Annotated in this window: 22 protein-coding genes; 19 read left to right on the top strand and 3 right to left on the bottom strand. The window is 72.0% G+C overall.

Translation table 11 applies throughout. The features are described 5' to 3' along the window. The first annotated feature begins 24 nt into the window (after positions 1–24). The 17 genes from prmC (at position 25) to JRG78_RS04565 (ending at position 17,046) form a co-directional block, all read left to right on the top strand. On the top strand, positions 25–882 hold the full coding sequence (gene prmC, locus JRG78_RS04485; protein ID WP_272653704.1) for a peptide chain release factor N(5)-glutamine methyltransferase: 858 nt from the start codon (positions 25–27) through the stop codon (positions 880–882). Between the two features lie 114 nt (positions 883–996). Beyond that, a complete protein-coding gene (locus JRG78_RS04490; protein WP_272653705.1) occupies positions 997–1,692 on the top strand; it encodes an L-threonylcarbamoyladenylate synthase in 696 nt (231 codons plus the stop codon). Beyond that, positions 1,689–2,948, top strand: a complete 1,260-nt coding sequence (locus JRG78_RS04495) for an MraY family glycosyltransferase (protein ID WP_272653706.1) — start codon at positions 1,689–1,691, stop codon at positions 2,946–2,948. The genes JRG78_RS04490 and JRG78_RS04495 overlap by 4 nt, the downstream gene beginning before the upstream one ends. Next, positions 2,945–3,439, top strand: coding sequence for a hypothetical protein (locus tag JRG78_RS04500; protein ID WP_259607828.1), 495 nt, complete (start codon positions 2,945–2,947; stop codon positions 3,437–3,439). The genes JRG78_RS04495 and JRG78_RS04500 overlap by 4 nt, the downstream gene beginning before the upstream one ends. A 148-nt stretch (positions 3,440–3,587) precedes the next feature. Next, positions 3,588–4,376 carry a F0F1 ATP synthase subunit A gene (gene atpB / locus JRG78_RS04505; RefSeq protein WP_432806447.1) on the top strand — a complete coding sequence of 263 codons (789 nt, stop codon included), beginning with the start codon at positions 3,588–3,590 and terminating at the stop codon, positions 4,374–4,376. 43 nt (positions 4,377–4,419) lie between these two features. Beyond that, entirely contained in the window at positions 4,420–4,656 is a 237-nt protein-coding gene (gene atpE / locus JRG78_RS04510; RefSeq protein WP_025103147.1) for an ATP synthase F0 subunit C, read from the top strand. Between the two features lie 27 nt (positions 4,657–4,683). Further along, a complete protein-coding gene (locus tag JRG78_RS04515) occupies positions 4,684–5,259 on the top strand; it encodes a F0F1 ATP synthase subunit B (RefSeq protein WP_259607830.1) in 576 nt (191 codons plus the stop codon). Beyond that, positions 5,259–6,047, top strand: coding sequence for a F0F1 ATP synthase subunit delta (locus JRG78_RS04520; RefSeq protein WP_272653707.1), 789 nt, complete (start codon positions 5,259–5,261; stop codon positions 6,045–6,047). Before JRG78_RS04515 ends, JRG78_RS04520 begins: the two co-directional genes overlap by 1 nt. A 53-nt stretch (positions 6,048–6,100) precedes the next feature. After that, positions 6,101–7,741, top strand: coding sequence for a F0F1 ATP synthase subunit alpha (atpA, locus tag JRG78_RS04525; RefSeq protein ID WP_259607832.1), 1,641 nt, complete (start codon positions 6,101–6,103; stop codon positions 7,739–7,741). Between the two features lie 19 nt (positions 7,742–7,760). Then, positions 7,761–8,660, top strand: coding sequence for a F0F1 ATP synthase subunit gamma (locus tag JRG78_RS04530; protein ID WP_259607833.1), 900 nt, complete (start codon positions 7,761–7,763; stop codon positions 8,658–8,660). A 23-nt stretch (positions 8,661–8,683) separates the two neighbouring features. Continuing rightward, entirely contained in the window at positions 8,684–10,138 is a 1,455-nt protein-coding gene (gene atpD, locus JRG78_RS04535; RefSeq protein WP_259607834.1) for a F0F1 ATP synthase subunit beta, read from the top strand. Between the two features lie 2 nt (positions 10,139–10,140). Beyond that, positions 10,141–10,401 carry a F0F1 ATP synthase subunit epsilon gene (locus JRG78_RS04540; protein ID WP_259607835.1) on the top strand — a complete coding sequence of 87 codons (261 nt, stop codon included), beginning with the start codon at positions 10,141–10,143 and terminating at the stop codon, positions 10,399–10,401. A 75-nt stretch (positions 10,402–10,476) separates the two neighbouring features. Next, positions 10,477–11,214, top strand: coding sequence for a YaaA family protein (locus tag JRG78_RS04545; RefSeq protein ID WP_272653708.1), 738 nt, complete (start codon positions 10,477–10,479; stop codon positions 11,212–11,214). Between the two features lie 135 nt (positions 11,215–11,349). Further along, positions 11,350–12,105 carry a large exoprotein gene (locus JRG78_RS04550; protein WP_272653791.1) on the top strand — a complete coding sequence of 252 codons (756 nt, stop codon included), beginning with the start codon at positions 11,350–11,352 and terminating at the stop codon, positions 12,103–12,105. 156 nt (positions 12,106–12,261) lie between these two features. Then, a complete protein-coding gene (locus tag JRG78_RS04555) occupies positions 12,262–13,245 on the top strand; it encodes an aldo/keto reductase (protein WP_272653709.1) in 984 nt (327 codons plus the stop codon). 99 nt (positions 13,246–13,344) lie between these two features. Then, positions 13,345–14,181 carry a PP2C family protein-serine/threonine phosphatase gene (locus tag JRG78_RS04560; RefSeq protein WP_272653710.1) on the top strand — a complete coding sequence of 279 codons (837 nt, stop codon included), beginning with the start codon at positions 13,345–13,347 and terminating at the stop codon, positions 14,179–14,181. 57 nt (positions 14,182–14,238) lie between these two features. Further along, entirely contained in the window at positions 14,239–17,046 is a 2,808-nt protein-coding gene (locus JRG78_RS04565) for an FtsK/SpoIIIE domain-containing protein (protein WP_272653711.1), read from the top strand. Position 17,047: 1 nt separating this feature from the next. On the opposite strand, the gene ald is transcribed toward JRG78_RS04565, so the two are convergent. Both ald and JRG78_RS04575 read right to left on the bottom strand, forming a co-directional pair. Further along, complete coding sequence (gene ald / locus JRG78_RS04570; RefSeq protein WP_272653712.1) at positions 17,048–18,160, bottom strand: alanine dehydrogenase; 1,113 nt, start codon at positions 18,158–18,160, stop codon at positions 17,048–17,050. A 54-nt stretch (positions 18,161–18,214) separates the two neighbouring features. Beyond that, the gene (locus JRG78_RS04575; protein WP_259607842.1) at positions 18,215–19,252 is read right to left on the bottom strand and encodes an asparaginase; all 1,038 of its coding nucleotides are present in this window, start codon (positions 19,250–19,252) and stop codon (positions 18,215–18,217) included. On the opposite strand from JRG78_RS04575, the gene JRG78_RS04580 reads away from it, so the two are divergent. Further along, positions 19,251–19,736 (top strand): OsmC family protein, encoded by a 486-nt coding sequence (locus JRG78_RS04580; protein ID WP_259607843.1) that lies wholly within the window; start codon positions 19,251–19,253, stop codon positions 19,734–19,736. The genes JRG78_RS04575 and JRG78_RS04580 overlap by 2 nt on opposite strands. 51 nt (positions 19,737–19,787) lie before the next feature. Here the strand turns inward: JRG78_RS04580 and JRG78_RS04585 are convergent, their stop codons facing one another. Further along, positions 19,788–20,558: a lysophospholipid acyltransferase family protein gene (locus tag JRG78_RS04585; RefSeq protein WP_259607844.1), complete on the bottom strand. Its 771-nt coding sequence runs from the start codon at positions 20,556–20,558 to the stop codon at positions 19,788–19,790. Between the two features lie 123 nt (positions 20,559–20,681). Here JRG78_RS04585 and JRG78_RS04590 point away from each other — a divergent pair, with 123 nt between their 5' ends. Next, on the top strand, positions 20,682–21,659 hold the full coding sequence (locus tag JRG78_RS04590; protein WP_259607845.1) for an FKBP-type peptidyl-prolyl cis-trans isomerase: 978 nt from the start codon (positions 20,682–20,684) through the stop codon (positions 21,657–21,659). The last annotated feature ends 3 nt before the right edge of the window (positions 21,660–21,662 follow it).

Here is a 21,662-nt window from a genome sequence, read left to right on the forward strand (position 1 = left end):
CCGGCCTGCCCGTACCCTGGATTCATGCCCGAGACCCTCGCCGCGCGCCTGCGCGCCATCGCCGCGCGGCTGGCCGCCGCCGGCGTGCCCAACCCCGTTGTGGACGCAGAGCTGCTGGCGGGTCACGTGCTCGGGCTCTCCCGAGGCGGCGTGCAGGCGGCGGTCGTCCGCGGGGATGCGCTGACGGATGCGGATGCCGCGGCGCTCGACGCCCTCGCCGCACGCCGTGCGGCGCGCGAGCCGCTGCAGCACCTCACCGGCACCGCGGCCTTCCGGCATCTCGAGCTGGCCGTCGGGCCCGGCGTGTTCGTGCCCCGCCCGGAGACCGAGACGGTGGTGCAGTTCGCGATCGACGCGCTGCTGAGCAGCCCGGACGAGGCGCCGATCGCGGTCGATCTCGGCACCGGCAGCGGCGCGATCGCACTGGCGATGGCGACCGAGGTGCCGCACGCGCGCGTCTTCGCCGTCGAGCTGTCCGAGGCGGCGCACGCCTGGGCGGCCCGCAACGTCGCAGGGACCGAGAACCTCACCCTCGTGCACGGCGATCTTGCGACCGCCCTCCCGGAGCTGGACGGGACGGTCGCCGTGGTCGTGTCCAACCCGCCGTACGTCCCCGATGACGCGGTGCCCCGAGATCCCGAGGTGCGCCTGTTCGACCCCGCGCAGGCGCTCTACGGCGGCGCCGACGGGCTGGACGTGGTCCGCGTGATCAGCCGCAGGGCGGCGGAGCTGCTCCGCCCCGGGGGGATGCTCGTGCTGGAGCACGGCGAGCTGCAGGGCGAGGCGATCCGCGGCATCCTCACCGGCGACGGCTGGCGCGCGCCCGCCACGCACCAGGACCTGACCCGGCGCGACCGGGCGACGACGGCGCTGCGCGCCTGACCGGCGTCGCGGCCGCCTCGCGGCCGGCCCGGCACCGCCTCGCGCGCCGCCGGCGCGGCACCGCCCCTGCCAGAGGACGGGCGGCCGACCGCGCCGCGTAGACTGGGATCCGCCATGTCTTCCGTCTTCGATTGCCGCGACGAGGCCCAGCTCCTCGCCGGCATGCGCCACTCCCGTCAGGCCATCGCCCGCGGCGAGCTCGTCGTGATCCCCACCGACACCGTGTACGGGATCGCCGCCGACGCCTTCTCGCCGTCCGCCGTGCAGCGCCTGCTGGACGCCAAGGGCCGCGGGCGCGACATGCCGCCGCCCGTCCTCGTCGCCGGCCCCGACACCCTCGCCGCACTGGTGGAGCGGGTGCCCGAGCCGGTGCAGCGCCTCGTGGACGCGTTCTGGCCCGGAGGGCTCACCATCGTCCTGCCCGCGCAGCCGTCGCTGGTGTGGGACCTCGGCGAGACCAAGGGCACCGTCGCCGTGCGGATGCCGGACAACCGGATCGCCCTGGAGCTGCTGGCGGAGACCGGGCCGCTGGCCGTGTCCAGCGCGAACCTCACCGGCCGCGAGGCGGCCATCACCGCCGCGAACGCGCAGGAGATGCTCGGCGACAGCGTGGCGGTCTACCTCGAGGCCGGGTTCAGCGAGACCGGCATCCCCTCGACCATCGTCGACGCCACCTCCCTGGTCGGCGACGCCGAGAAGCCGGTGGTGCGCATCCTCCGCGACGGCGCCATGACCCGCGAGCAGCTCGAGGGCGTGCTCGGCGAGCTCCTGGAGCCGGAGGAGCAGCCCGGCCCGGACGGCTCGGCGTGAAGCAGTACCTCTTCACCATCATCCTGACGGCGACCATCACGTTCGCGCTGTCCTGGGCGGTGTGGCGGCTGAGCCTGCGGTTCAAGCTCTACCCGGGCATCCGTGAGCGCGACGTGCACAAGACGCCGACCCCGCGCCTGGGCGGCGTGGCGATCTTCCTCGGCATCGCGGCCGCGATCGGCGCCTCCGCGGCGAACCCGTTCTTCGAGATCATGTGGTCGCCGCCGCAGACGATGTGGTCCGTGCTCGGCGCGGCGCTGCTGATCGCGGTGACCGGCGCGATCGACGACCTGTGGGACCTGGACTGGTTCATCAAGCTCGGCGTGCAGTTCCTGGCCGCGGGGGTGATCACCGTCGGGGGAGGGCTGCAGATCCTGTCGCTGCCGATCGGCGACATGATCCTCGTCTCCAGCTGGGTCAGCATCGGCGTGACCATGTTCGCGATCGTCATGGTGATGAACGCGGTGAACTTCATCGACGGCCTGGACGGTCTCGTCGCCGGCGTGTGCCTGATCGCGAACGGCGTCTTCTTCGTCTACGCGTACATCCTCACCCGCGACTCGGGGGCGTCCAGCTACTTCAACCTGGCGACCTTCCTCGCGGCCGTGCTGATCGGCGCCTGCCTCGGCTTCCTCCCGCTGAACTGGAGCCCCGCCAAGCTGTTCATGGGCGACTCCGGCGCCCTGGTGATGGGCCTGCTGATGGCGACCTCCGCGGTGTCGCTCACCGGGCAGATGCCCGCCAGTGCCCTCGACCCCGAGCAGTTCGGCCGCTCCCAGCTGCTGGGCACCTTCCTGCCGATCCTGCTGCCGCTCGTGGTGATCCTGCTGCCGCTGCTGGACTTCGGGCTCGCCGTCTTCCGGCGGATGCGCGCGGGGAAGTCCCCGTTCTCCCCGGACCGCAAGCACCTGCACCACCGGATGCTCGATCTCGGCCACCGCGACCGGGACGCCGTGCTGATCTTCTACGCCTGGACCGCCATCGCCTCGCTCGCGGTGCTGCTGATGTACATCGCGAGCAGTGAGGACTGGCCCGGCGGCTACCTCGTCGGGGTCGGCTTCGGCGTCCTCGGCGCCGCCGCCTGCCTGGTGGTCACGTTCAGCCCGACGCGGCGCCGGAGCGACCGCGCCGGCACGACCCGCGCCGCACCCCGGCCGACCGCACCGCCTGCCGCCCAGCCGACCACCCGGCCGACCACCCGGCCGACCACCCGGCCGACCGCCCAGCCCACCACCCAGCCCCGGGAGCCCGAATGAGCACCAGCCCCGTCTCCAGCACGCCGATCCTGCGCCGCACGCTGCTCTGGTCCGCCGTGGGCGCCGCGGCGCTGGCCGTCCTCGCCGGCGGGATCGGCTTCGCGGCGGCCGGCGCGGACGGACTGTGGAGCGGCCTGCTGGGCGTGCTCCTCGCCGTGGTGTTCCTCGCCATCACCGGCGCCAGCATCCTGTTCGCGAACCGCTGGTTCGGCGACCCGCTGTACGTCCAGCTGTTCTTCGCGATCGTGCTCGGCGGCTGGCTGCTCAAACTCGGCGTGTTCGTCGTGGTGATGATCGTGCTCAGCGGTCAGCCGTGGATCGTGCCGATGGTGTTCTTCCTCTCCATCGTCGCGGGGGTGCTGATGTCACTCGTCGTCGACGTGATCGTGCTCACCCGGATGCGGCTGCCGCACGTGAGCGACGTCTCGCTGCCCACCCAGGCCCCCGAGGACACCGCCCCGGGCGAGCCCGGTCAGGGCCCCCGGGGCTGATTCGGGGCGCCGCCGATTCTGATAGGGTGGGGTGGTGCCCGCCGCTCGCCACGCGAGCGCTTGCGCCTGAAGCACACGACCATCGTCGCCCCGGTGTTCACCGGTGGCCCCGAAGCTGGAGCCCGCGCTGTTTAATCTCGCTGCGACCCTGATCCCCCGAACGGCCGCCGAAGACGGCGAGTTCCACGGCCCGTCGATCGACGAGTTCTTCCCCGAGGCGATCTTCTCCATCGCCGGCCTCGAGTTCAACCGCATCCACCTGGCGCAGTTGCTCTCGACGATCGCGGTGGTCCTCATCCTCTGGCTCGGCACCCGCAACATGCGCGTGGTCCCCGGCCGCTTCCAGAGCCTCGTCGAGATGGGTCTGGGCTTCGCCCGCACCGGCATCGGCCACGACCTGCTCGGCCGCAAGGACGGCGACCGGTTCGCGCCGATCCTGGTGACCATGTTCTTCATGGTGCTGTTCATGAACATCACCGGCATCATCCCGTTCATCAACATCGCCGGCACCAGCATCATCGCCGTCCCGCTGGTGCTCGCGGTGATCAGCTACGTCACCTTCATCTACGCGGGCATGAAGAAGAGCCCGCTCGGGTTCTGGAAGAACGCGCTGTTCCCGGCCGGCGTGCCGTGGCCGGTGTACATCATCGTCACCCCGCTCGAGTTCATCTCGACGTTCATCATCCGCCCGGTGACGCTCACCCTGCGACTGCTGATGAACATGGTGGTCGGCCACATGCTGCTGGTCCTCTGCTTCGCGGCCACGCACTTCTTCTTCTTCACCGCAGGCGGCGGCTGGGCCGCGCTGGGTGTCGGAACCCTCGTCTTCGGCGGTGCGTTCACGGTCTTCGAGATCCTGGTCGCCGTGCTGCAGGCCTACGTCTTCACCGTCCTCACCGCGATCTACATCCAGCTCGCGGTCGCAGAAGAGCACTGAGCGGGCCGGCGAAAGCCGCCCACCCAACGAAAGGAAAAACCCCGTGGACGCTACTACGGTTCTCGCTGAGATCAACGGTCACCTCGCAGCGGTCGGCTACGGCCTCGCAGCCATCGGCCCGGCCATCGGTGTGGGCATCGTCGTCGGCAAGACCATCGAGGGCGTCGCCCGTCAGCCCGAGCTGGCCGGTCGCCTTCAGGTCCTCATGTGGATCGGTATCGCCTTCACCGAGGCGCTTGCGTTCGTCGGCATCGCCGTCGGATTCATCCCCTTCCCGTAATCCACACCGACTTCTGAAGGAGACAGGATGCTGAACGCTCTTGTCACGAACCTGGCCGCGGAGGGGGAGTCGGCGAACAACCCGCTGATCCCCGCCTGGTACGACATCATCTGGTCGGGCCTGTGGTTCCTCGTCATCCTCCTCGTCGTGTGGAAGGTCGCCCTGCCGCGCCTGATCGCGATGCTCGATGAGCGCTCCGCCGCCATCGAGGGCAACATCGCCAAGGCCGACGAGGCGCAGAAGCAGGCGGAAGCCGCGCTGGAGGAGTACACCCGCCAGCTGGCCGAGGCCCGCACCGAGGCCGGCGAGATCCGCGAGGCCGCCCGCGAGGACGGCAAGAAGATCATCGCCGAGGCCAAGGAGACCGCATCCGCCGAGGCGGCGCGCATCACCGCCGCCGCGCACGCGCAGATCGAGGCCGAGCGCCAAGCCGCATTCGTCTCGCTCCGCAGCGAGGTCGGCACCCTGGCCATCGACCTGGCCGGCAACGTCGTGGGCGAGACCCTCTCCGACGACGCGCGCGCCGCAGCCGTGGTGGACCGCTTCCTCGCGGACCTCGAGGCGTCCGAGACCGTCCGGCAGGCTCAGGGACCGGTGTCCTGATGGGCAGCGCGACCACTCAGGCACTCGCGGCGACGACGGACGCGCTTGCCGCGGAGTCGGGCCTCACCCTCGACAGCGCGGCGGAGCTGTTCGCGGCCGCGCGCACCGTGGGCGAGTCCGGACAGCTGAGCGGCGCGCTCGCCGACCCCGCGGCGCCCGCGCAGGCCCGCACCGCGCTCGCACAGGCCGTCTTCGCCGGCTCCTCCGCCCCCGTCCGATCCGTGCTGACCGCGGCCGTCGCCCAGCGCTGGTCCAGCGCCTCCGACCTCGTCGAGGGGATCGAGGAGCTGGCCATCCGCACCGCGGCGATCGCCTCGGTCGGAGACGACGTCGCTGCCGAGCTGTTCTCGGTCTCGCGCCTCGTCGCCGCGAACCCCGAGCTCGAGCTCGCCCTCGGCAGCAGGCTCGGGGACGCCGAGGCCAAGGGCGCTCTCATCGAGAAGCTGCTCGCCGGGAAGGCCTCGCCGGCCGCCGTGCTGATCGCCTCCTCGCTGGTGCGCCAGCCGCGCGAGCGCCGTGTGCGCCAGCTGCTGGGCCGCGCCATCCGGATCGTCTCCGCCCAGCGCAGCCGCACCGTCGCCACCGTGCACACCGCGACTCCGCTGAACGCCGAGCAGCAGACCCGCCTGCGCGACGCGCTCTCGCGCCGCTACGGCGGCGAGGTCTCGCTCAACGTGGTGTCCGACCCCGGCGTCGTCGGCGGCCTGCGCGTGCAGGTCGGGGACGACGTCATCGACGGCAGCATCTCCGCCCGACTCGCCGACCTTCGCCAGAAGCTCGCGAGCTGACAACGACTTGGCGCGGGGAACCGCGCGGACTCTCACATATCAAAGGGAAGACAATGGCAGAACTATCGATCAGCCCCGACGTCATCCGTGACGCGCTGAAGGACTTCGCCGCCGCCTACGAGCCCACCGGGGCCGCAGCGACCGAGGTCGGCACCGTCATCGACGCCGCAGACGGCATCGCGCACGTCGAGGGCCTGCCGGGCGTAATGGCCAACGAGCTGGTGACCTTCGCGGACGGCACCAAGGGCCTCGCGCTCAACCTGGACGAGCACGAGATCGGCGTCGTCGTCCTCGGGGACTTCACCGGCATCGAGGCGGGCCAGCAGGTCACCCGCACCGGCGAGGTGCTCTCCGTGCCCGTCGGCGACGGCTACCTCGGCCGCGTCGTCGACCCGCTCGGCAACCCGATCGACGGCCTGGGCGCCATCGCCACCGAGGGCTCGCGCGAGCTCGAGCTGCAGGCTCCGGGCGTCATGCAGCGCAAGTCGGTGCACGAGCCGCTGCAGACCGGCATCAAGGCCATCGACGCCATGATCCCCGTCGGCCGCGGCCAGCGCCAGCTCATCATCGGCGACCGCCAGACCGGCAAGACCGCGATCGCGATCGACACGATCATCAACCAGAAGGCCAACTGGGAGTCCGGCGACGTCAGCAAGCAGGTCCGCTGCATCTACGTCGCGATCGGCCAGAAGGGCTCGACCATCGCCGGTGTGAAGGGCGCCCTCGAGGAGGCCGGCGCGATGGAGTACACCACGATCGTCGCCGCTCCGGCATCCGACCCCGCGGGCTTCAAGTACCTCGCCCCCTACACCGGCTCGGCCATCGGCCAGCACTGGATGTACGGCGGCAAGCACGTCCTGATCATCTTCGATGACCTGTCGAAGCAGGCCGAGGCCTACCGCGCCGTGTCGCTGCTGCTGCGCCGCCCGCCGGGGCGCGAGGCCTACCCGGGTGACGTCTTCTACCTGCACTCGCGTCTGCTCGAACGCTGCGCGAAGCTGTCCGACGACCTCGGCGCCGGGTCGATGACCGGTCTGCCGATCATCGAGACCAAGGCGAACGACGTCTCGGCGTACATCCCGACCAACGTGATCTCGATCACCGACGGTCAGATCTTCCTGCAGTCCGACCTGTTCAACGCGAACCAGCGTCCCGCCGTGGACGTCGGCATCTCGGTGTCCCGCGTCGGCGGCGACGCCCAGGTGAAGTCGATCAAGAAGGTCTCCGGCACGCTGAAGCTGGAGCTCGCGCAGTACCGCTCGCTCGAGGCGTTCGCAATGTTCGCGTCCGACCTCGACGCGGCCTCGCGTCGTCAGCTCGCCCGGGGTGCGCGCCTGACCGAGCTGCTCAAGCAGCCGCAGTACTCGCCGTACCCGGTGGAGGAGCAGGTCGTCTCGATCTGGGCCGGCACCAACGGCAAGCTCGACTCGATCGAGGTGTCCGACGTGCTGCGGTTCGAGCGCGAGCTGCTGGACTACCTGCGCCGCAACACCAAGGTGCTCGACACGCTCCGCGAGACGAACGTCCTGGACGACGACACCGTGGCCGAGCTGGAGAAGCACACCGACGCCTTCATCCTGGAGTTCCAGGGCGGCAAGGGCCACGCCATCGGCGCCCCCGGCCACGAGGAGCACGAGGCGGCCTCCGCCGAGGACGTGAACCAGGAGAAGATCGTCAAGGGCCGCCGCGGCTGAGCGCTGAGGCGAGATAATCATGGGCGCTCAACTCAGGGTCTACAAGCAGAAGATCAGTTCTGCTCAGACGACCAAGAAGATCACGAAGGCGATGGAGCTCATCGCGGCTTCGCGCATCCAGAAGGCGATGGCGCGCGTCAAGGCGTCGTCCCCCTTCGCGCGGGCCGTGACGCGGGCCGTCTCCGCGGTCGCCACCCACTCGAACGTCGACCACCCGCTCACCCGCGAGCCCGAGACGATCCGCCGCTCCGCGGTGGTCATCTTCTCGTCCGACCGCGGTCTGGCCGGTGCCTTCAACTCGCAGATCCTCCGTGAGGGCCTCGAGCTGGCGGAGCTCCTGCGCGAGCAGGGCAAGGAGCCGGTGTTCTACCTGATCGGCCGCAAGGCCGTCGGGTACTTCCAGTTCCGCGGCATCGACTCGGCGGCCGAGTGGACCGGCGACACCGACACCCCGTCGTTCCACACGGCGGAGGAGATCGCGCAGTCGCTGCTGGACGCGTTCTCGCGCGGCGGCGACGCCGGCGGCGTGGACGAGATCCACCTCGTCTACAACCGCTTCGTCAGCATGATGACGCAGACGCCGGAGACCCTGCGCCTGCTGCCGCTCGAGATCGCCGAGTCGGACGAGACGGATCCGGGCAGCCAGGTCTACCCGCTGTACGAGTTCGAGCCGGATGCCGCGACCGTGCTGGACGCGATCCTGCCGGTGTACATCCAGAGCCGCGTCTTCAACGCGCTGCTGCAGTCGGCCGCCGCCAAGCAGGCCGCCACGCAGAAGGCGATGAAGTCGGCCAGCGACAACGCCGACAAGCTCATCACGGACTACACCCGTCTGCGCAACAACGCGCGTCAGGCGGAGATCACGCAGCAGATCGCCGAGATCGTCGGCGGCGCCGACGCTCTGGCGTCGAGCAAGTAAGCCTCTAAGAGAGAGACGAAGATATGACCCCCACCGCTACGGCTGAAACCGCCGCGACCGCGGTCGTCGGGCGCGTCGCACGCGTCACGGGCCCGGTCGTCGACATCGAGTTCCCGCATGACTCGATCCCCGACATCTACAACGCGCTGAAGACGACGATCACCATCGGCGAGCAGTCCACCGAGATCACCCTCGAGGTGGCGCAGCACCTGGGCGACGACCTCGTCCGCGCGATCGCGCTCAAGCCGACCGACGGTCTGGTCCGCGGCCAGGAGGTGCGCGACACCGGTGCGCCGATCTCGGTGCCGGTGGGCGACGTCACCAAGGGCCGCGTGTTCAACGTGATCGGCGAGGTGCTCAACGCCGAGCCGGGCGAGCAGATCGAGGTCACCGAGCGCTGGCCGATCCACCGCAAGGCTCCGAACTTCGACCAGCTCGAGTCCAAGACCCAGCTGTTCGAGACCGGCATCAAGTCGATCGACCTGCTCACCCCGTACGTGCAGGGTGGCAAGATCGGCCTGTTCGGCGGCGCGGGCGTCGGCAAGACCGTCCTCATCCAGGAGATGATCCAGCGCGTGGCGCAGGACCACGGCGGTGTGTCGGTGTTCGCCGGTGTCGGCGAGCGCACCCGTGAGGGCAACGACCTCATCCACGAGATGGAGGAGGCGGGCGTCTTCGACAAGACCGCGCTCGTCTTCGGCCAGATGGACGAGCCGCCGGGGACGCGTCTGCGCGTCGCCCTGTCCGCGCTGACGATGGCGGAGTACTTCCGCGACGTGCAGAAGCAGGACGTGCTCCTCTTCATCGACAACATCTTCCGCTTCACCCAGGCCGGCTCCGAGGTCTCCACGCTGCTGGGCCGCATGCCCTCCGCGGTGGGCTACCAGCCGAACCTGGCGGACGAGATGGGCCTCCTGCAGGAGCGCATCACCTCGACCCGCGGTCACTCGATCACCTCGCTGCAGGCGATCTACGTCCCCGCGGACGACTACACCGACCCGGCCCCGGCCACCACGTTCGCGCACCTCGACGCCACCACCGAGCTCTCGCGCGAGATCGCCTCGAAGGGTCTGTACCCGGCGATCGACCCGCTGACCTCGACCTCGCGCATCATGGACCCGCGCTACCTGGGCGAGGACCACTACCGCGTGGCGACCACCGTGAAGCAGATCCTGCAGAAGAACAAGGAGCTGCAGGAGATCATCGCGATCCTCGGTGTCGACGAGCTGTCCGAAGAGGACAAGATCATCGTCGCCCGCGCCCGCCGCATCCAGCAGTTCCTCTCCCAGAACACCTACATGGCGAAGAAGTTCACCGGTGTCGAGGGCTCGACCGTTCCGCTCAAGGACACGATCGAGTCGTTCGACGCGATCGCGCGCGGTGACTTCGACCACGTCGCCGAGCAGGCCTTCTTCAACGTCGGCCCGATCTCGGACGTCGAGGAGAAGTGGGCGAAGATCCAGAAGGAGAACGCCTGATCATGGCGCTCAACGTCCACCTCGTCTCCGCCGACGCGGAGGTCTGGTCCGGCGAGGCCACCCTCGTCGTCGCCAAGACCGTCGAGGGTGAGATCGGCATCATGGCCGGCCACGAGCCCGTGCTCGCGATCCTCGCCCAGGGCGAGGTGCGCATCACCGAGCCGAACGGATCGAAGGTGCTCGCGAACGCCCAGGACGGGTTCCTGTCCATGGAGGGCGACGAGCTCACCATCGTCGCCGGCAACGCCGCACTGATCGCCTGACGACCTTCCCATCCGCCTCGGACCCTCCGCTCGCCGGAGTGTCCGAGGCGGATTCGTCTGCATCCCCGGAGCACGATGAAGATCCTCCTCCCGCCGTCCGAGACCAAGCGCCCGGGCGGTTCCGGCCCGGCCTTCGACCCGGCCGCCCTGGCCCTGCCCTCGCTGCTCCCGCAGCGGGAGGCGGTGATCGACGCCCTCGTCGCGCTCGCGGCGGATGCGGATGCCTCGCGGCGGGTGCTCAAGCTCAGCGAGCGCCAGGCGGGTGAGGTCGCGCACAACCGGATGCTGCGCAGCGCGGCGGTGATGCCCGCGATCGACCGGTACACCGGCGTCCTCTACGACGCCCTGGACGCCGCGGGTCTGGACGCCGCCGGGCGCCGCTGGCTCCGCGACCACGTCCTGATCCACTCCGCGCCGTTCGGCCCGGTCGGCGCGCTCGACGGCATCCCGCCGTACCGCCTCGCCGCGGGCACGTCGCTGCCGGGCATCCCGCCGCTGCGCCGGCACTGGGCGGATGCCGTGACCGGCGCCCTGACGGGGGAGGGCTTCGTCCTCGATCTCCGCAGCGAGGCGTACGTCGCGCTCGGGCCGGTGCCGGCATCCGTCCCCTCCGCGTACGTGCGCGTGGTGAGCGACGGCGGCCACGCCCTGAACCACTTCAACAAGAAGGCGAAGGGCGCGCTGGTGCGTCGCCTCGCGTCCGAACGCCCGCGGGTGCGGTCGCTGGAGGGCCTGCTGCGGTGGGCGGACGACGCCGGCGTGCCGCTGCGCGAGGCGGAACAGGGCGTCCTCGAACTCGTCGGCGAGGCGTGAACGGCGCCTGCGGCCCCGCCCGCGTGTGCGATTGATCCGATATCCTCCGCGCCGCTAGCATGGCGAATGCGAGGCCCAGGGCCTTGCAGCGGGGGACGACACGCGTCCTCCCGAGACCGAGGGAATGTGAGTCTCATGTACGACGACTACGACGGAAGCTATGCGGCGTTCTTCGCCGTCTACTTCTTCGTCCTCTTCCTGATGGTGGTCGTGGGGTACGTCCTCACGTCCCTGTTCCTGATGAAGATCTTCGAGAAGGCCGGCGTGCAGGGCAAGTGGCGCGCCTGGGTCCCGTTCTACAACTTCATGGTGTTCTTCAAGCTGGGCGACCTGAGCCCCTGGCTGGCGTTCGGGTTCCTGCTGACCTGGATCCCGGTCCTGGGGTGGCTCGTCGGCATCGCGATGGTCGTCGTCTCGGCGCTGGCCGCCTGGCGCGTCGGCCTGAAGCTCCAGAAGGAGGCCGTCTGGGTCGTCCTCTGGGTGCTGCTCAGCATCGTCTGGCTCGGCATCAACGCCTTCGACAAGTCGCGCTGGAATCCGAACATCGCCCCCGCCCCGTGGGCGGGTAACGGCTTCCTCGCCGACCGCACGGTCTGGGAGGGCGTCCCGGTGCAGCCGAGCGCCGCCGGCCCGGCCGCTCCCGGCTACGGCGCCGCGCCGCAGGGCTACGCACCGCCGCAGGGCTACGGCACGCCGAACACCCCGCCGGCTCCGCCGGCCCCCGGCACGCCGTCCGCTCCCGGCGCCGGCGCTCCCGGCGGACCGGCGGTGCCGCCGCCGCCGAGCACTCCGCCGGCGCCGAACACCCCGCCCGCGCCGCCCTCGGCGCCGCCGGCGGCTCCTCCGGCGCCCCCGGCTCCGCCCACGGACCCGAACCGGCCCCCGGCCTGACCCGAGAACCCCCGGCACCCGCCGGGGGTTCTCCTGTTCGCGCCCGGAGTGACTGCCGGTCCGCCGACTGTCGATCCGGCGCCTGTCGATGGCGCGCGGATCGATGCGGCGCGGCGCGGGGCGGGACGGCGTCTTGGGCTCGGCTAACGTGGAGACATGGTGAACTCGCAGCGCCGCGTCGGCGCATCCGGTCTCGTCGTCTCCGCCACCGGCCTCGGATGCAACAACTTCGGCCGGTCCGGCACCGCCACCCAGACCATCGAGGGCACGCGCGAGGTGATCGACGCCGCACTGGCCAACGGCGTGTTCTTCTTCGACACCGCCGACATGTACGGCGCCGAGCCCGGCCTCAGCGAGACGCTGATGGGGGAGGCGCTGCAGGGCCGCCGCGACCGCGTCGTGCTCGCCACGAAGTTCGGCCACGAGCGGGACATGGGCTACGACTTCCCGGCCGGCCGCGGCTCGCGCCGGTACGTGCGCCACGCGGTGGAGCAGTCGCTGCGCCGCCTGCGCACCGACTGGATCGACCTGTACCAGCTGCACCTGCCCGACCCGCAGACCCCGATCGCCGAGACGATCGACGCCCTGGACGAGCTCGTCGCGGAGGGCAAGATCCGCTACTACGGGCACTCCAACCTCGACGGCTGGCAGATCGCGGAGGCGGAGTTCACCGCCCGCGCACGCTCGACCGGCCGGTTCATCTCGGCGCAGAACCACTACTCGCTGCTGGCCCGTGCCGCCGAGCGCGAGGTGCTGCCGGCGGTAAACCGCTACGGACTCGGCTTCTTCCCGTACTTCCCGCTGAAGAACGGGCTGCTCACCGGCAAGTTCACCCGCGAGGGCGGACCGGAGCGCAGCCGCATCATGGCCACGCGGCGGCACATCTGGGCGGATGCCCCGTGGGACGCGCTCGAGGCGTACCAGCGGTTCTGCACCGAGCGCGGCATCACCATGCTGCAGGCGACGTTCGGCTGGCTGCTCGCGCAGCCGGGGGTCTCCAGCGTGATCGCCGGGGCGACCTCGGCCGCCCAGGTGGAGGCGAACGCGGCCGCCGCGGACGCGTGGACGCCCACCGGGGAGGACCTCGCCGCCATCGACGCGCTGTTCCCGCTGCCGGAGGACCCGGGCGCGCGGATGTGAGCACGGATTCCACTACGATGACTGAACGAGCCGCCGCATCGGCGGCCACCCCCGCACCGGAGGCCGCACGTGGTTGAGACGACGACGCACACGCATCGCGTGAGCGGAGGACTGCGCGTGTCCTGGGCGGGGGCGACCGACCGCGGACGACGTCGCGAGAACAACCAGGACGCCTTCCTCGCCCGGTACCCCCTCTTCGTGGTCGCCGACGGGATGGGCGGGCACGCCGGGGGCGAGATCGCCAGCCAGCGCACCATCAGCAGGCTCGACGCGGTGGTGGAGAGCGGCGAGGTGTCGATCGAGGCGATCGAGCAGGCGCTGATCCACGCGGTCGAGGACATCCGCACGCATCCGGACACCACCGACGAGGGCACCGGCACGACCCTGACCGGGGTCGTCCTGGAGGCCGGCGACGAGCCGCGCTGGGTGGCGCTGAACATCGGCGACTCGCGCGTGTACCTGAAGCGCGGGGATCGGCTCGCGCAGGTGACCACCGACCACTCGGTGGTGCAGGAGCTGATCGCCGCGGGGAAGATCAGTCCGGAGGAGGCGGACGGGCATCCGTACAGCAACGTGATCACCCGCGCCGTCGGCGCCGGGGAGCTGGCCGCCCCGGACTACGTCGCGGTCGACCTGCAGCCCGAGGACGTGCTCGTGGTGTGCTCGGACGGGCTGACCAAGGAGCTGACCGATTACGGCATCCTGCACTTCCTCCGCGAGAACCCGGATCCGGGCACCGCGGTCGACGCGATGATGGAGGCCGCGCTGGAGAACGGCGGCCGCGACAACGTGACGCTGATCGTGGTGCGAGTGGATGCCGATGAGGAGGCGTCGTCCGAGTCGGCCGCCGACGCGGAGTCTACGTCCGACACGGCCGCCGACGCATCGACGGGGGCCGCCGAGTCGTCCTCCACAGACGACGGATCCGGGAATTGACCGGCTGACCCTGGGGACAACCGCTCTCCGCCCCGTCGCGTGCGGTGGGATGGGGGCATGGATGCCACCACGATCGTCCTGCCGTCCGCCCCGGCCGATCCGGGCCGTCCGCCCTTGCCGGTGCTGGCGGCGGTCGTGCCGGTGGTCGCCGGGGTGGTGCTCTGGCTCGTCACCGGGTCGCTGATCGCGCTGTGCTTCGCGGGCCTGGGCCCGCTCATGCTGGGCGCCTCGTTCGCGGACGGGCACCGGGCACGCCGCCGGGCGCGCCGGCGGGCGGCGTCCGAGGCGGATGAGGCGTGGATGCGCGCGGAAGCCGAGCTGGAGCGGCTGCACGCCGCCGAGCACGCCGACCTGTGGCACCGCCGTCCGGACGCCGCCGCGTGCCTGCGGCAGCCGCCGCTGCGCGGCTCCGAGGGCATCGCGCGGGGCACCGCGGTCGTCATCGGACGCGGTGAGCTGCCCAGCGGCGTGCGGGTGAGCGGAGGCGACGACGACCGCTCCCGCGCGTTCCGCGAGCGGGCGGCGCGGATCCGGGACGCGCCGGTGACCGTGCCGCTGGGCGGCGGGATCTGCATCCGCGCCCCCGAGCCGGTGGCGGCGGCGGTTGTCCGCGCGCTCCTGATGCAGCTGTGCCTGCGTTTCACCCCCGCGCAGCTGGCCGTGCACGGCGACCGGCTGGAGGAGTGGGGACTCGGCGCCCTGCCGCATGCCGCGGGGCGCCGGGGCGCGTTCCGACTCGGCGTCGGCACGCAGGACGGGGCGGATGCCGCGGTGTGGGTGTGCCCCCCGGATGCCGACCCGCCGGACGGGATCACCACCGTGCTCGACGCGACGGAGCCGCTCCGGGCGTGGCTGCGGACGCCCGACGGGGTCCGCGAGGTCGCCGTCGAGGGGGTGTCGCGCGAGCAGGCTCTGCTCGCCATCGCGGAGTGCGCCGCGCCCCGGTTCGCGGCCAGGGGAGAGGAGGAGCAGGGACTGCCCGCGCGGGTGGGCTTCGCGGAGCTGGGCGCGCACGCCGCCGCGCGCGGGAAGGGCGCCGCGGCGAGCCTCGCCGTCGCGATCGGCCGCGGCGTGCGGGACGAGGCGGTCGTCGACCTCGTCGAGGATGGCCCGCACGCCGTCGTCACCGGCATGACCGGGACGGGCAAGAGCGAGCTGCTGACCACCTGGGTCGCCGCGCTCGCCGCCGCGCACGGCCCGGACGAGATCGCCTTCGTGCTCATCGACTTCAAGGGCGGCACGGCATTCGAGCCGCTGCGGGCGCTGCCGCACGTCACGGCGGTCGTCACCGATCTCGACGCCGGCGGTGCTCAGCGCGGCGTGCGCAGCCTGACGGCCGAGCTGCGCCGGCGCGAGGCGGTGCTCGCGCAGGCCGGGGCCCGCGACATCCGGGACTGCCCCGGCCTCGGACGGCTGGTCATCGTCGTCGACGAGTTCGCGGCGCTGCTGTCGGAGCATGCGGATCTGGGGGCGGTGTTCACCGACATCGCCGCCCGCGGCCGTGCGCTCGGGATGCACCTCGTCCTCGGCACGCAGCGGGCGGCGGGGGTGATCCGGGACGCCCTCGCCGCGAACTGCCCGCTGCGGATCAGCCTCCGCGTCGCGGACCCCGCCGACAGCCGGCTCGTCATCGGCTCCGCGGCGGCCGCCGAGATCCCGGGCGGCCCGGAGTCCCGTGGCCTCGCGTTCGTGCGTCGCCCGCGGGACGCCGAGGCGGAGGCGGTGCGGGTGGCGCTCACCGTCGCCGACGACCTGCGCGTCGCTGCGCGGCGCTGGGAGGGCGTTCCGGTGCCGCCGAGCCCCTGGCTGCCGCCGCTCCCGGACCGCGTTCCGCTCGCCGACGCCGCGGATGCCGGCGGGACGCCGGTGCTCGGACTCGCCGACGATCCGGAGCTGCAGCGGCAGACCTGGGTGCCGGCGGGTGCGGGCTGGGCGATCGTGGGCGGTCCCGGCAGCGGGAAGACCGCCGCGATCCGCCTCCTCGCCGTGCAGCACCCGGATGCGGTGCTCGTCCCCGCCGACCCGGAAGGCGCATGGGATGCCGTGGCGGAGCTGTCCACCGGGCGGCACGGGCTCGTGCTGTGCGACGACCTGGACGTGCTGCTGGCCGGCTACCCGTCGGAGTATGCCCAGCTGTTCCTCAGCCGCTGGGAGACGATCGCCCGGTCCGAAGGCGGAGCGGTCGTGACGCTGTCCCGGGCCTCGGGGCCGCTCACCCGGGTGATCGACCTCCTGCCGCACCGCGCGCTGCTGCGCCTGCCGAGCCGGGTGGAGCACCTCGCCGCAGGGGGCGAACCGGGCGCCTTCGACCGCGACCGTCCTGCCGGCCGCGCGCTGATCGGCGCCCACGAGGTGCAGCTGTGCTGGGTGGACGAGCCCGACCCGCGGACCGCGGCGCCGGGCGGCCGCCACGCGCCCGCGATCGCCGCCCGGAATCCGGTCGCGCCGCTGACGCCCCGCTGGCAGCCGCGCGCCGCCGTGTCGGGCGTGCTCACCCCGGCTGTCGCCCCGGCGCTCGCGGCGCTGCGCGTCGCACACCCCGGCCACCTCGTCACCGGGCTGGACGACGCCGCCCCCGAGAGCCGGCACGGCGCCGCGGCGAACCCCGAGCACGGCGTCGCGACGAGCGGGGCCGCTCCCGCGGACCGGCCCCGGATCCTCGTCGCCGACCCGGAGCAGTGGCGCACCCACTGGGCCCAGCTGCAGCTCGTTCGTGCCACCGGCGAGTTCGCGGTGGCCGCGGAGTGCGCCCCGGAGCTGCGTCAGCTGGGCATCCGCGACCTGCCGCCGTTCGCGCGACTGCACGCCGGGCGGGCGTGGCGCGTGCGGCAGGGGCGACCGCCGGAGCGGGTGCTGCTGTCGTGACTCAGAGCACGGATGCCAGCGGCGTCTCCTCCAGCCCGTGCGCCGCGGCCACGCCGGCGTTCACGACGCGCCCGCCCGCGGTGTTCAGTCCCGCCGCGAGGGCCGGGTCGTTGCGCAGGGCCTGCTCCCACCCGAGCCGCGCGATCTGCCGCACGTACGGCATGGTCGCGTTCGTCAGCGCGGAGGTCGACGTGTTCGGCACCGCGCCGGGCATGTTCGCGACGCAGTAGAACACCGAGCCGTGCACCATGAACGTCGGGTCGTCGTGCGTGGTGGGGCGCGTGCCTTCGAAGCATCCGCCCTGGTCGACGGCGATGTCGACGAGCACGCTGCCCTCGCGCATGTCGGCGACCATGTCGCCGGTGACCAGCTTCGGCGCCCGGGCGCCGGGGATCAGCACCGAGCCGATCACCAGGTCCGAGCCGACGACGGCACGGCGCAGATCCATCGGGTTCGAGGCTGCCGTCTTCACCCGGCCGGCGAACAGCTCGTCGAGGTACCGCAGGCGGGGGATGTTCGTGTCGAAGACGGTGACGTCGGCGCCCATGCCGGCGGCGATCGTCGCCGCGTTCGCGCCGGCGACCCCGCCGCCGATCACCGTGACCTGCGCCGGCCGGGTGCCCGGCACCCCCGACATCAGCAGCCCCAGACCGCCCTGCGAGCGCATCAGGGTGTGCGCGCCGACCAGCGGCGCCAGGCGGCCGGCCACCTCGCTCATCGGCGCCAGCAGGGGCAGGGAGCCGCCGGGCTGCTGCACCGTCTCGTACGCGATCGCGGTGACGCCGTCGGCGAGCAGGCGCTCGGTGAGGGCCCGATCCGCGGCGAGGTGGAGGTAGGTGAACAGCACCAGGTCGTCGCGGAAGTGACGGTACTCCGACGCGATCGGCTCCTTCACCTTCAGCAGCAGCTCGGCGCGACCCCACACCTCGTCGGCATCCGGCACGAGCGTGGCGCCGGCATCCGCGTACTCCTGGTCGCTCATCGAGGAGCCCGCCCCGGCGCCCCGTTCCACGAGCACCTCGTGGCCCGCCGCCACGAGGTCGTGCACGCCGGCGGGGGTCAGGGCCACCCGGAACTCGTTGTTCTTGATCTCGCGGGGGACGCCGATTCTCATCGCGATTCCTCTTTCCTCCTCGTCATCGAGGGGTCAGCACCCCTGGTGGGGGTGTCAGATGCCGGCGCCGGGACGGATGATCCCGACGTCCTTGCCGCCGCCGCGGACGGTCAGCGGAAGCTGTGCGGCCAGCGCGGCGACGTCGGCCTCGGCGAGAGCGCCGGCGCGGGCCAGGAGCGTGGCGGCGACGATCGTCGCGGCGCGGCCGTTGCCGTCGAGCATCTTCAGCGCGACGGTCGCCCCGTTCGGCGCCACCATCACCATGACGCCCTCGGCCCCGACCTTCGCGAACACGCCCAGCGACTCGATCGCGAGGGTGTCCGGCTCGCCCGGGCCGGCGATGGTCCACGGGTTCTCCCGCACCACGCGGACCAGCGTGCCCGCGACCCGGTGCAGTGCGAACGGGGAGCGCTCGGAGGCCGTGCCGATGCGGTGGATGCCGCGGGCGAGGCCGGTCAGGGTGACCGCGTGCACGGGTGCGCCGCATCCGTCCACCGCGGTGTGCGCGACCTTCTCGCCGGTGAGCCGCTCGACGACCTCGCGGATGTGCACCTGGAGCGGGTGCGCCGGGTCGAGGTAGCCGTCGGTGGGCCAGCCGGTGGCGACGCAGGCGCGCAGCATGAGGGCGTGCTTGCCCGAGCAGTTCATCCGGAGGCGAGACTTCTCCGCGTGGTCGCGGATCAGCTCCCAGCGGGTGCGCGCGTCGGAGGGCCAGTCCGGAGGGCATCCCAGGTCGTCTTCGGTGAGGCCGCCCGCGGCGAGCACCTCTCGCACCACTTCGACGTGCCGGTCGGTGCCGGAATGGCTGGCCGTGCCCAGCGCCAGCTGCTCGCCGTCGAGGGCGGCGCCGGCGGTGACGCACGCGATCGCCTGCAGCGGTTTGAGGCTGGAGCGGGGGAGGATCAGCGCGTCGACGTCGCCGTGCCGGGCGATCAGGTCCCCGTCCGGGGAGAGCACGACGGCCGCACCGGCATGACGTGATTCGACGAAGCCGCTGCGTTCCACGACGGCGAGTTCGACGGCATCCGCGACGGTGAGAGTCTCCAGCACGCCCTCCAGCCTATCGCCGACGCCGTGACAGACTGTGGCCATGGCCACTCCGCTCGGGGAACACCGCTACGCCCTCACCGCCACCTGGACCGGGAACCGGGGAACCGGCACCAGCGGCTACCGCGACTACTCCCGCGACGTCACGCTGCGCATCCCGGGCAAGCCGGACCTGCTCGCCTCGTCCGACAAGCCGTTCCGCGGCGACCCGTCGCGGTGGAACCCGGAGGACCTGCTGCTGGCCGCGCTGTCCGAGTGCCACCTGCTGTCCTACCTGCACGCCTGTGTCACCGCCGGCGTCGTGGTCACCGCGTACCGGGACGAGGCGGCCGGGGTGATGCGGGAGGACGGCCGCGGCGGCGGAGCGTTCACCGAGGTGGTGCTGCGACCGCGGGTCGTCGTCGCCGAGCCGTCGATGATCCCGGCGGCGGAGGAGGCGCACCACCGGGCGCACGAGTGGTGCTTCATCGCGAACTCGGTGAACTTCCCGGTGCGTCACGAAGCGGTGGTCACCGCCGACGGACCCTGAGCCGGTCGAAGGACCCTAGCGTGTCGAAGGGTCCGCGACCTCTCGCGGTGATTACCGCCGCTCGTGCGGGAGGACCTGCTTGATCTTCTCGATCGGCGTCTGCGCGGGCGGCTCGTTGTAGACCCCCGCGAGCTCCTGGCCGGAGAGGGCGTGGATCGCCGCCATGATCTCGTCGGTCGCCTGACGGCGCGCCCGCCCGCTCGAAGCGGCGCCATGCACCGACAGATCGAGCGGCCGGCCGAAGCGGACGGTCACCCGCTCGTTCAGCGACGGCATCGACGCACCGACCGGCATCACCCGGTCGGTGCCGATCAGCCCCACCGGGACCACCGGCGCCCCCGTCTGCAGCGCGAGGAACGCGACCCCGGTGCGGCCCTTGTACAGGCGGCCGTCGGTGGAGCGGGTGCCCTCCGGGTAGAGCGCGACGGCGAGCCCGTCCTCCAGCAGCCGGCGCTGCTGATCCAGCGCGTCAAGCGCCGCCTGCCCGGCGCCGCGGCGGACCGGGATCGCCCCGACCGAGGTGAAGAACAGCCGCGACAGGGCGCCGCGCAGCCCGGGGCCGTCGAAGTAGCTCGACTTGGCCAGGAAGTGCACCGGGCGGGGAGCGGCGACGGGGATCGCGATGGAGTCGATGAAGGACAGGTGGTTGCTCGCGAAGATGACCGGCCCGGTGCGTGGGACGTTCTCGCGGCCTTCCACGTGCGGCCGGTACACGGCGCGGGCCAGCGGGGCGGCGACGAGGCGGCCGAAGAAGTAGGCCAGACCTGCGCGGCGGGGCGTCGGGGCATCCGATGCGGCGGCATCCACCTGATCAGAGGTCATCCGAGAAGCGTAACCGGAGGAACATGCCGGGCACGGCATGGCCGGCGGGCCGTCCGCGTTCAGCGCGGGCAAAGACGCGTGGGGGATGATGGTGCTTTCCGTCCGCGATCCCGAGGTCTCATCGTGCGCCTGCGTCCCGTCGCCCTCCTGTCCACCATCGCCCTCGCCGGCGTGCTGCTGACCGCGTGCGCGGGTGAGGGGGACGCCGAGGCGACGCCGACGCCGTCCGCGGAGTCCTCGTGCGTGCTCGACAAGAAGTCCGGTCCCGGGTCGGATGCGGTGCAGGTGGAGGGCTCCGGCCTGGAGGCGAAGGTCACGGTGCCCGCCGGCACCGAATTCGCGGATGCGGAGCGCACGGTCGTCTCGAAGGGGGACGGCGAGGACGTGCTCCCGGGCGATCTCATCTCGGTGCGCTACCAGCTGGTCGACGCGGTCACCAATCAGGTGCTCGGCACCTCCGAGCGCGGGCCCGACGGCGTGCTGCCGGTGCTGCTGAACCCGAACCAGCAGCAGCAGCTGTACGACTTCACGCAGTCCTCGATCTTCCTCGTGGCGGCCGAGTGCGAGCCGATCGGCTCCGAGATCGTGCTGACGCTGCCGAGCTCCATGCTCGGCGAGGGCCAGAACCCGGTCGCGCTGTACGTGCAGACCCTGGAGAAGCTCCCCACGGTCGCGAAGGGCGCCGAGCAGGAGCCGCAGGACGGCATGGCGACTGTGAAGCTGGACGACAAGGGCGAGCCGACCATCGGCATCCCCGAGGGCGACGCACCCACCGAGACCACCCTCGCCGTGCTGAAGAAGGGCGACGGCGCGGTGGTCGGCGCGGGCGACCTCGTCACCGTGCAGTACCGCGGCGTGAAGTGGAGCGACGGCGAGGAGTTCGACTCCACCTGGACCAATGCGGCCTTCCCCGCCCAGTTCCCGGCGAGCGGTGTCGTCACCGGCTTCCGGAAGGGCCTCGAGGGGCAGACCGTCGGTTCGCAGGTGCTCGTCGAGATCCCGCCCGCCGAGGGGTACGGCGCGGCCGCCGAGCACGAGCTCAAGGAGGAGACGCTCGTCTTCGTGATCGACATCCTGGGCACCACGCCGCTGGAGCAGTGATCG

Source organism: Microbacterium sp. EF45047 (genome assembly GCF_028472845.1).
Classification (GTDB): Bacteria; Actinomycetota; Actinomycetes; order Actinomycetales; family Microbacteriaceae; genus Microbacterium; species Microbacterium neungamense.

What these genes read in the sequence shown, in the direction of transcription:
- prmC (WP_272653704.1), top strand. Translation starts at nt 25, where the DNA reads ATGCCCGAGACCCTCGCCGCGCGCCTGCGCGCCATCGCCGCGCGGCTG.
- JRG78_RS04490 (WP_272653705.1), top strand. Translation starts at nt 997, where the DNA reads ATGTCTTCCGTCTTCGATTGCCGCGACGAGGCCCAGCTCCTCGCCGGC.
- JRG78_RS04500 (WP_259607828.1), top strand. Translation starts at nt 2,945, where the DNA reads ATGAGCACCAGCCCCGTCTCCAGCACGCCGATCCTGCGCCGCACGCTG.
- JRG78_RS04515 (WP_259607830.1), top strand. Translation starts at nt 4,684, where the DNA reads ATGCTGAACGCTCTTGTCACGAACCTGGCCGCGGAGGGGGAGTCGGCG.
- JRG78_RS04520 (WP_272653707.1), top strand. Translation starts at nt 5,259, where the DNA reads ATGGGCAGCGCGACCACTCAGGCACTCGCGGCGACGACGGACGCGCTT.
- atpA (WP_259607832.1), top strand. Translation starts at nt 6,101, where the DNA reads ATGGCAGAACTATCGATCAGCCCCGACGTCATCCGTGACGCGCTGAAG.
- JRG78_RS04530 (WP_259607833.1), top strand. Translation starts at nt 7,761, where the DNA reads ATGGGCGCTCAACTCAGGGTCTACAAGCAGAAGATCAGTTCTGCTCAG.
- atpD (WP_259607834.1), top strand. Translation starts at nt 8,684, where the DNA reads ATGACCCCCACCGCTACGGCTGAAACCGCCGCGACCGCGGTCGTCGGG.
- JRG78_RS04540 (WP_259607835.1), top strand. Translation starts at nt 10,141, where the DNA reads ATGGCGCTCAACGTCCACCTCGTCTCCGCCGACGCGGAGGTCTGGTCC.
- JRG78_RS04545 (WP_272653708.1), top strand. Translation starts at nt 10,477, where the DNA reads ATGAAGATCCTCCTCCCGCCGTCCGAGACCAAGCGCCCGGGCGGTTCC.
- JRG78_RS04550 (WP_272653791.1), top strand. Translation starts at nt 11,350, where the DNA reads ATGTACGACGACTACGACGGAAGCTATGCGGCGTTCTTCGCCGTCTAC.
- JRG78_RS04555 (WP_272653709.1), top strand. Translation starts at nt 12,262, where the DNA reads ATGGTGAACTCGCAGCGCCGCGTCGGCGCATCCGGTCTCGTCGTCTCC.
- JRG78_RS04565 (WP_272653711.1), top strand. Translation starts at nt 14,239, where the DNA reads ATGGATGCCACCACGATCGTCCTGCCGTCCGCCCCGGCCGATCCGGGC.
- ald (WP_272653712.1), bottom strand. Translation starts at nt 18,160, where the DNA reads ATGAGAATCGGCGTCCCCCGCGAGATCAAGAACAACGAGTTCCGGGTG.
- JRG78_RS04580 (WP_259607843.1), top strand. Translation starts at nt 19,251, where the DNA reads ATGGCCACTCCGCTCGGGGAACACCGCTACGCCCTCACCGCCACCTGG.
- JRG78_RS04575 (WP_259607842.1), bottom strand. Translation starts at nt 19,252, where the DNA reads ATGGCCACAGTCTGTCACGGCGTCGGCGATAGGCTGGAGGGCGTGCTG.
- JRG78_RS04585 (WP_259607844.1), bottom strand. Translation starts at nt 20,558, where the DNA reads ATGACCTCTGATCAGGTGGATGCCGCCGCATCGGATGCCCCGACGCCC.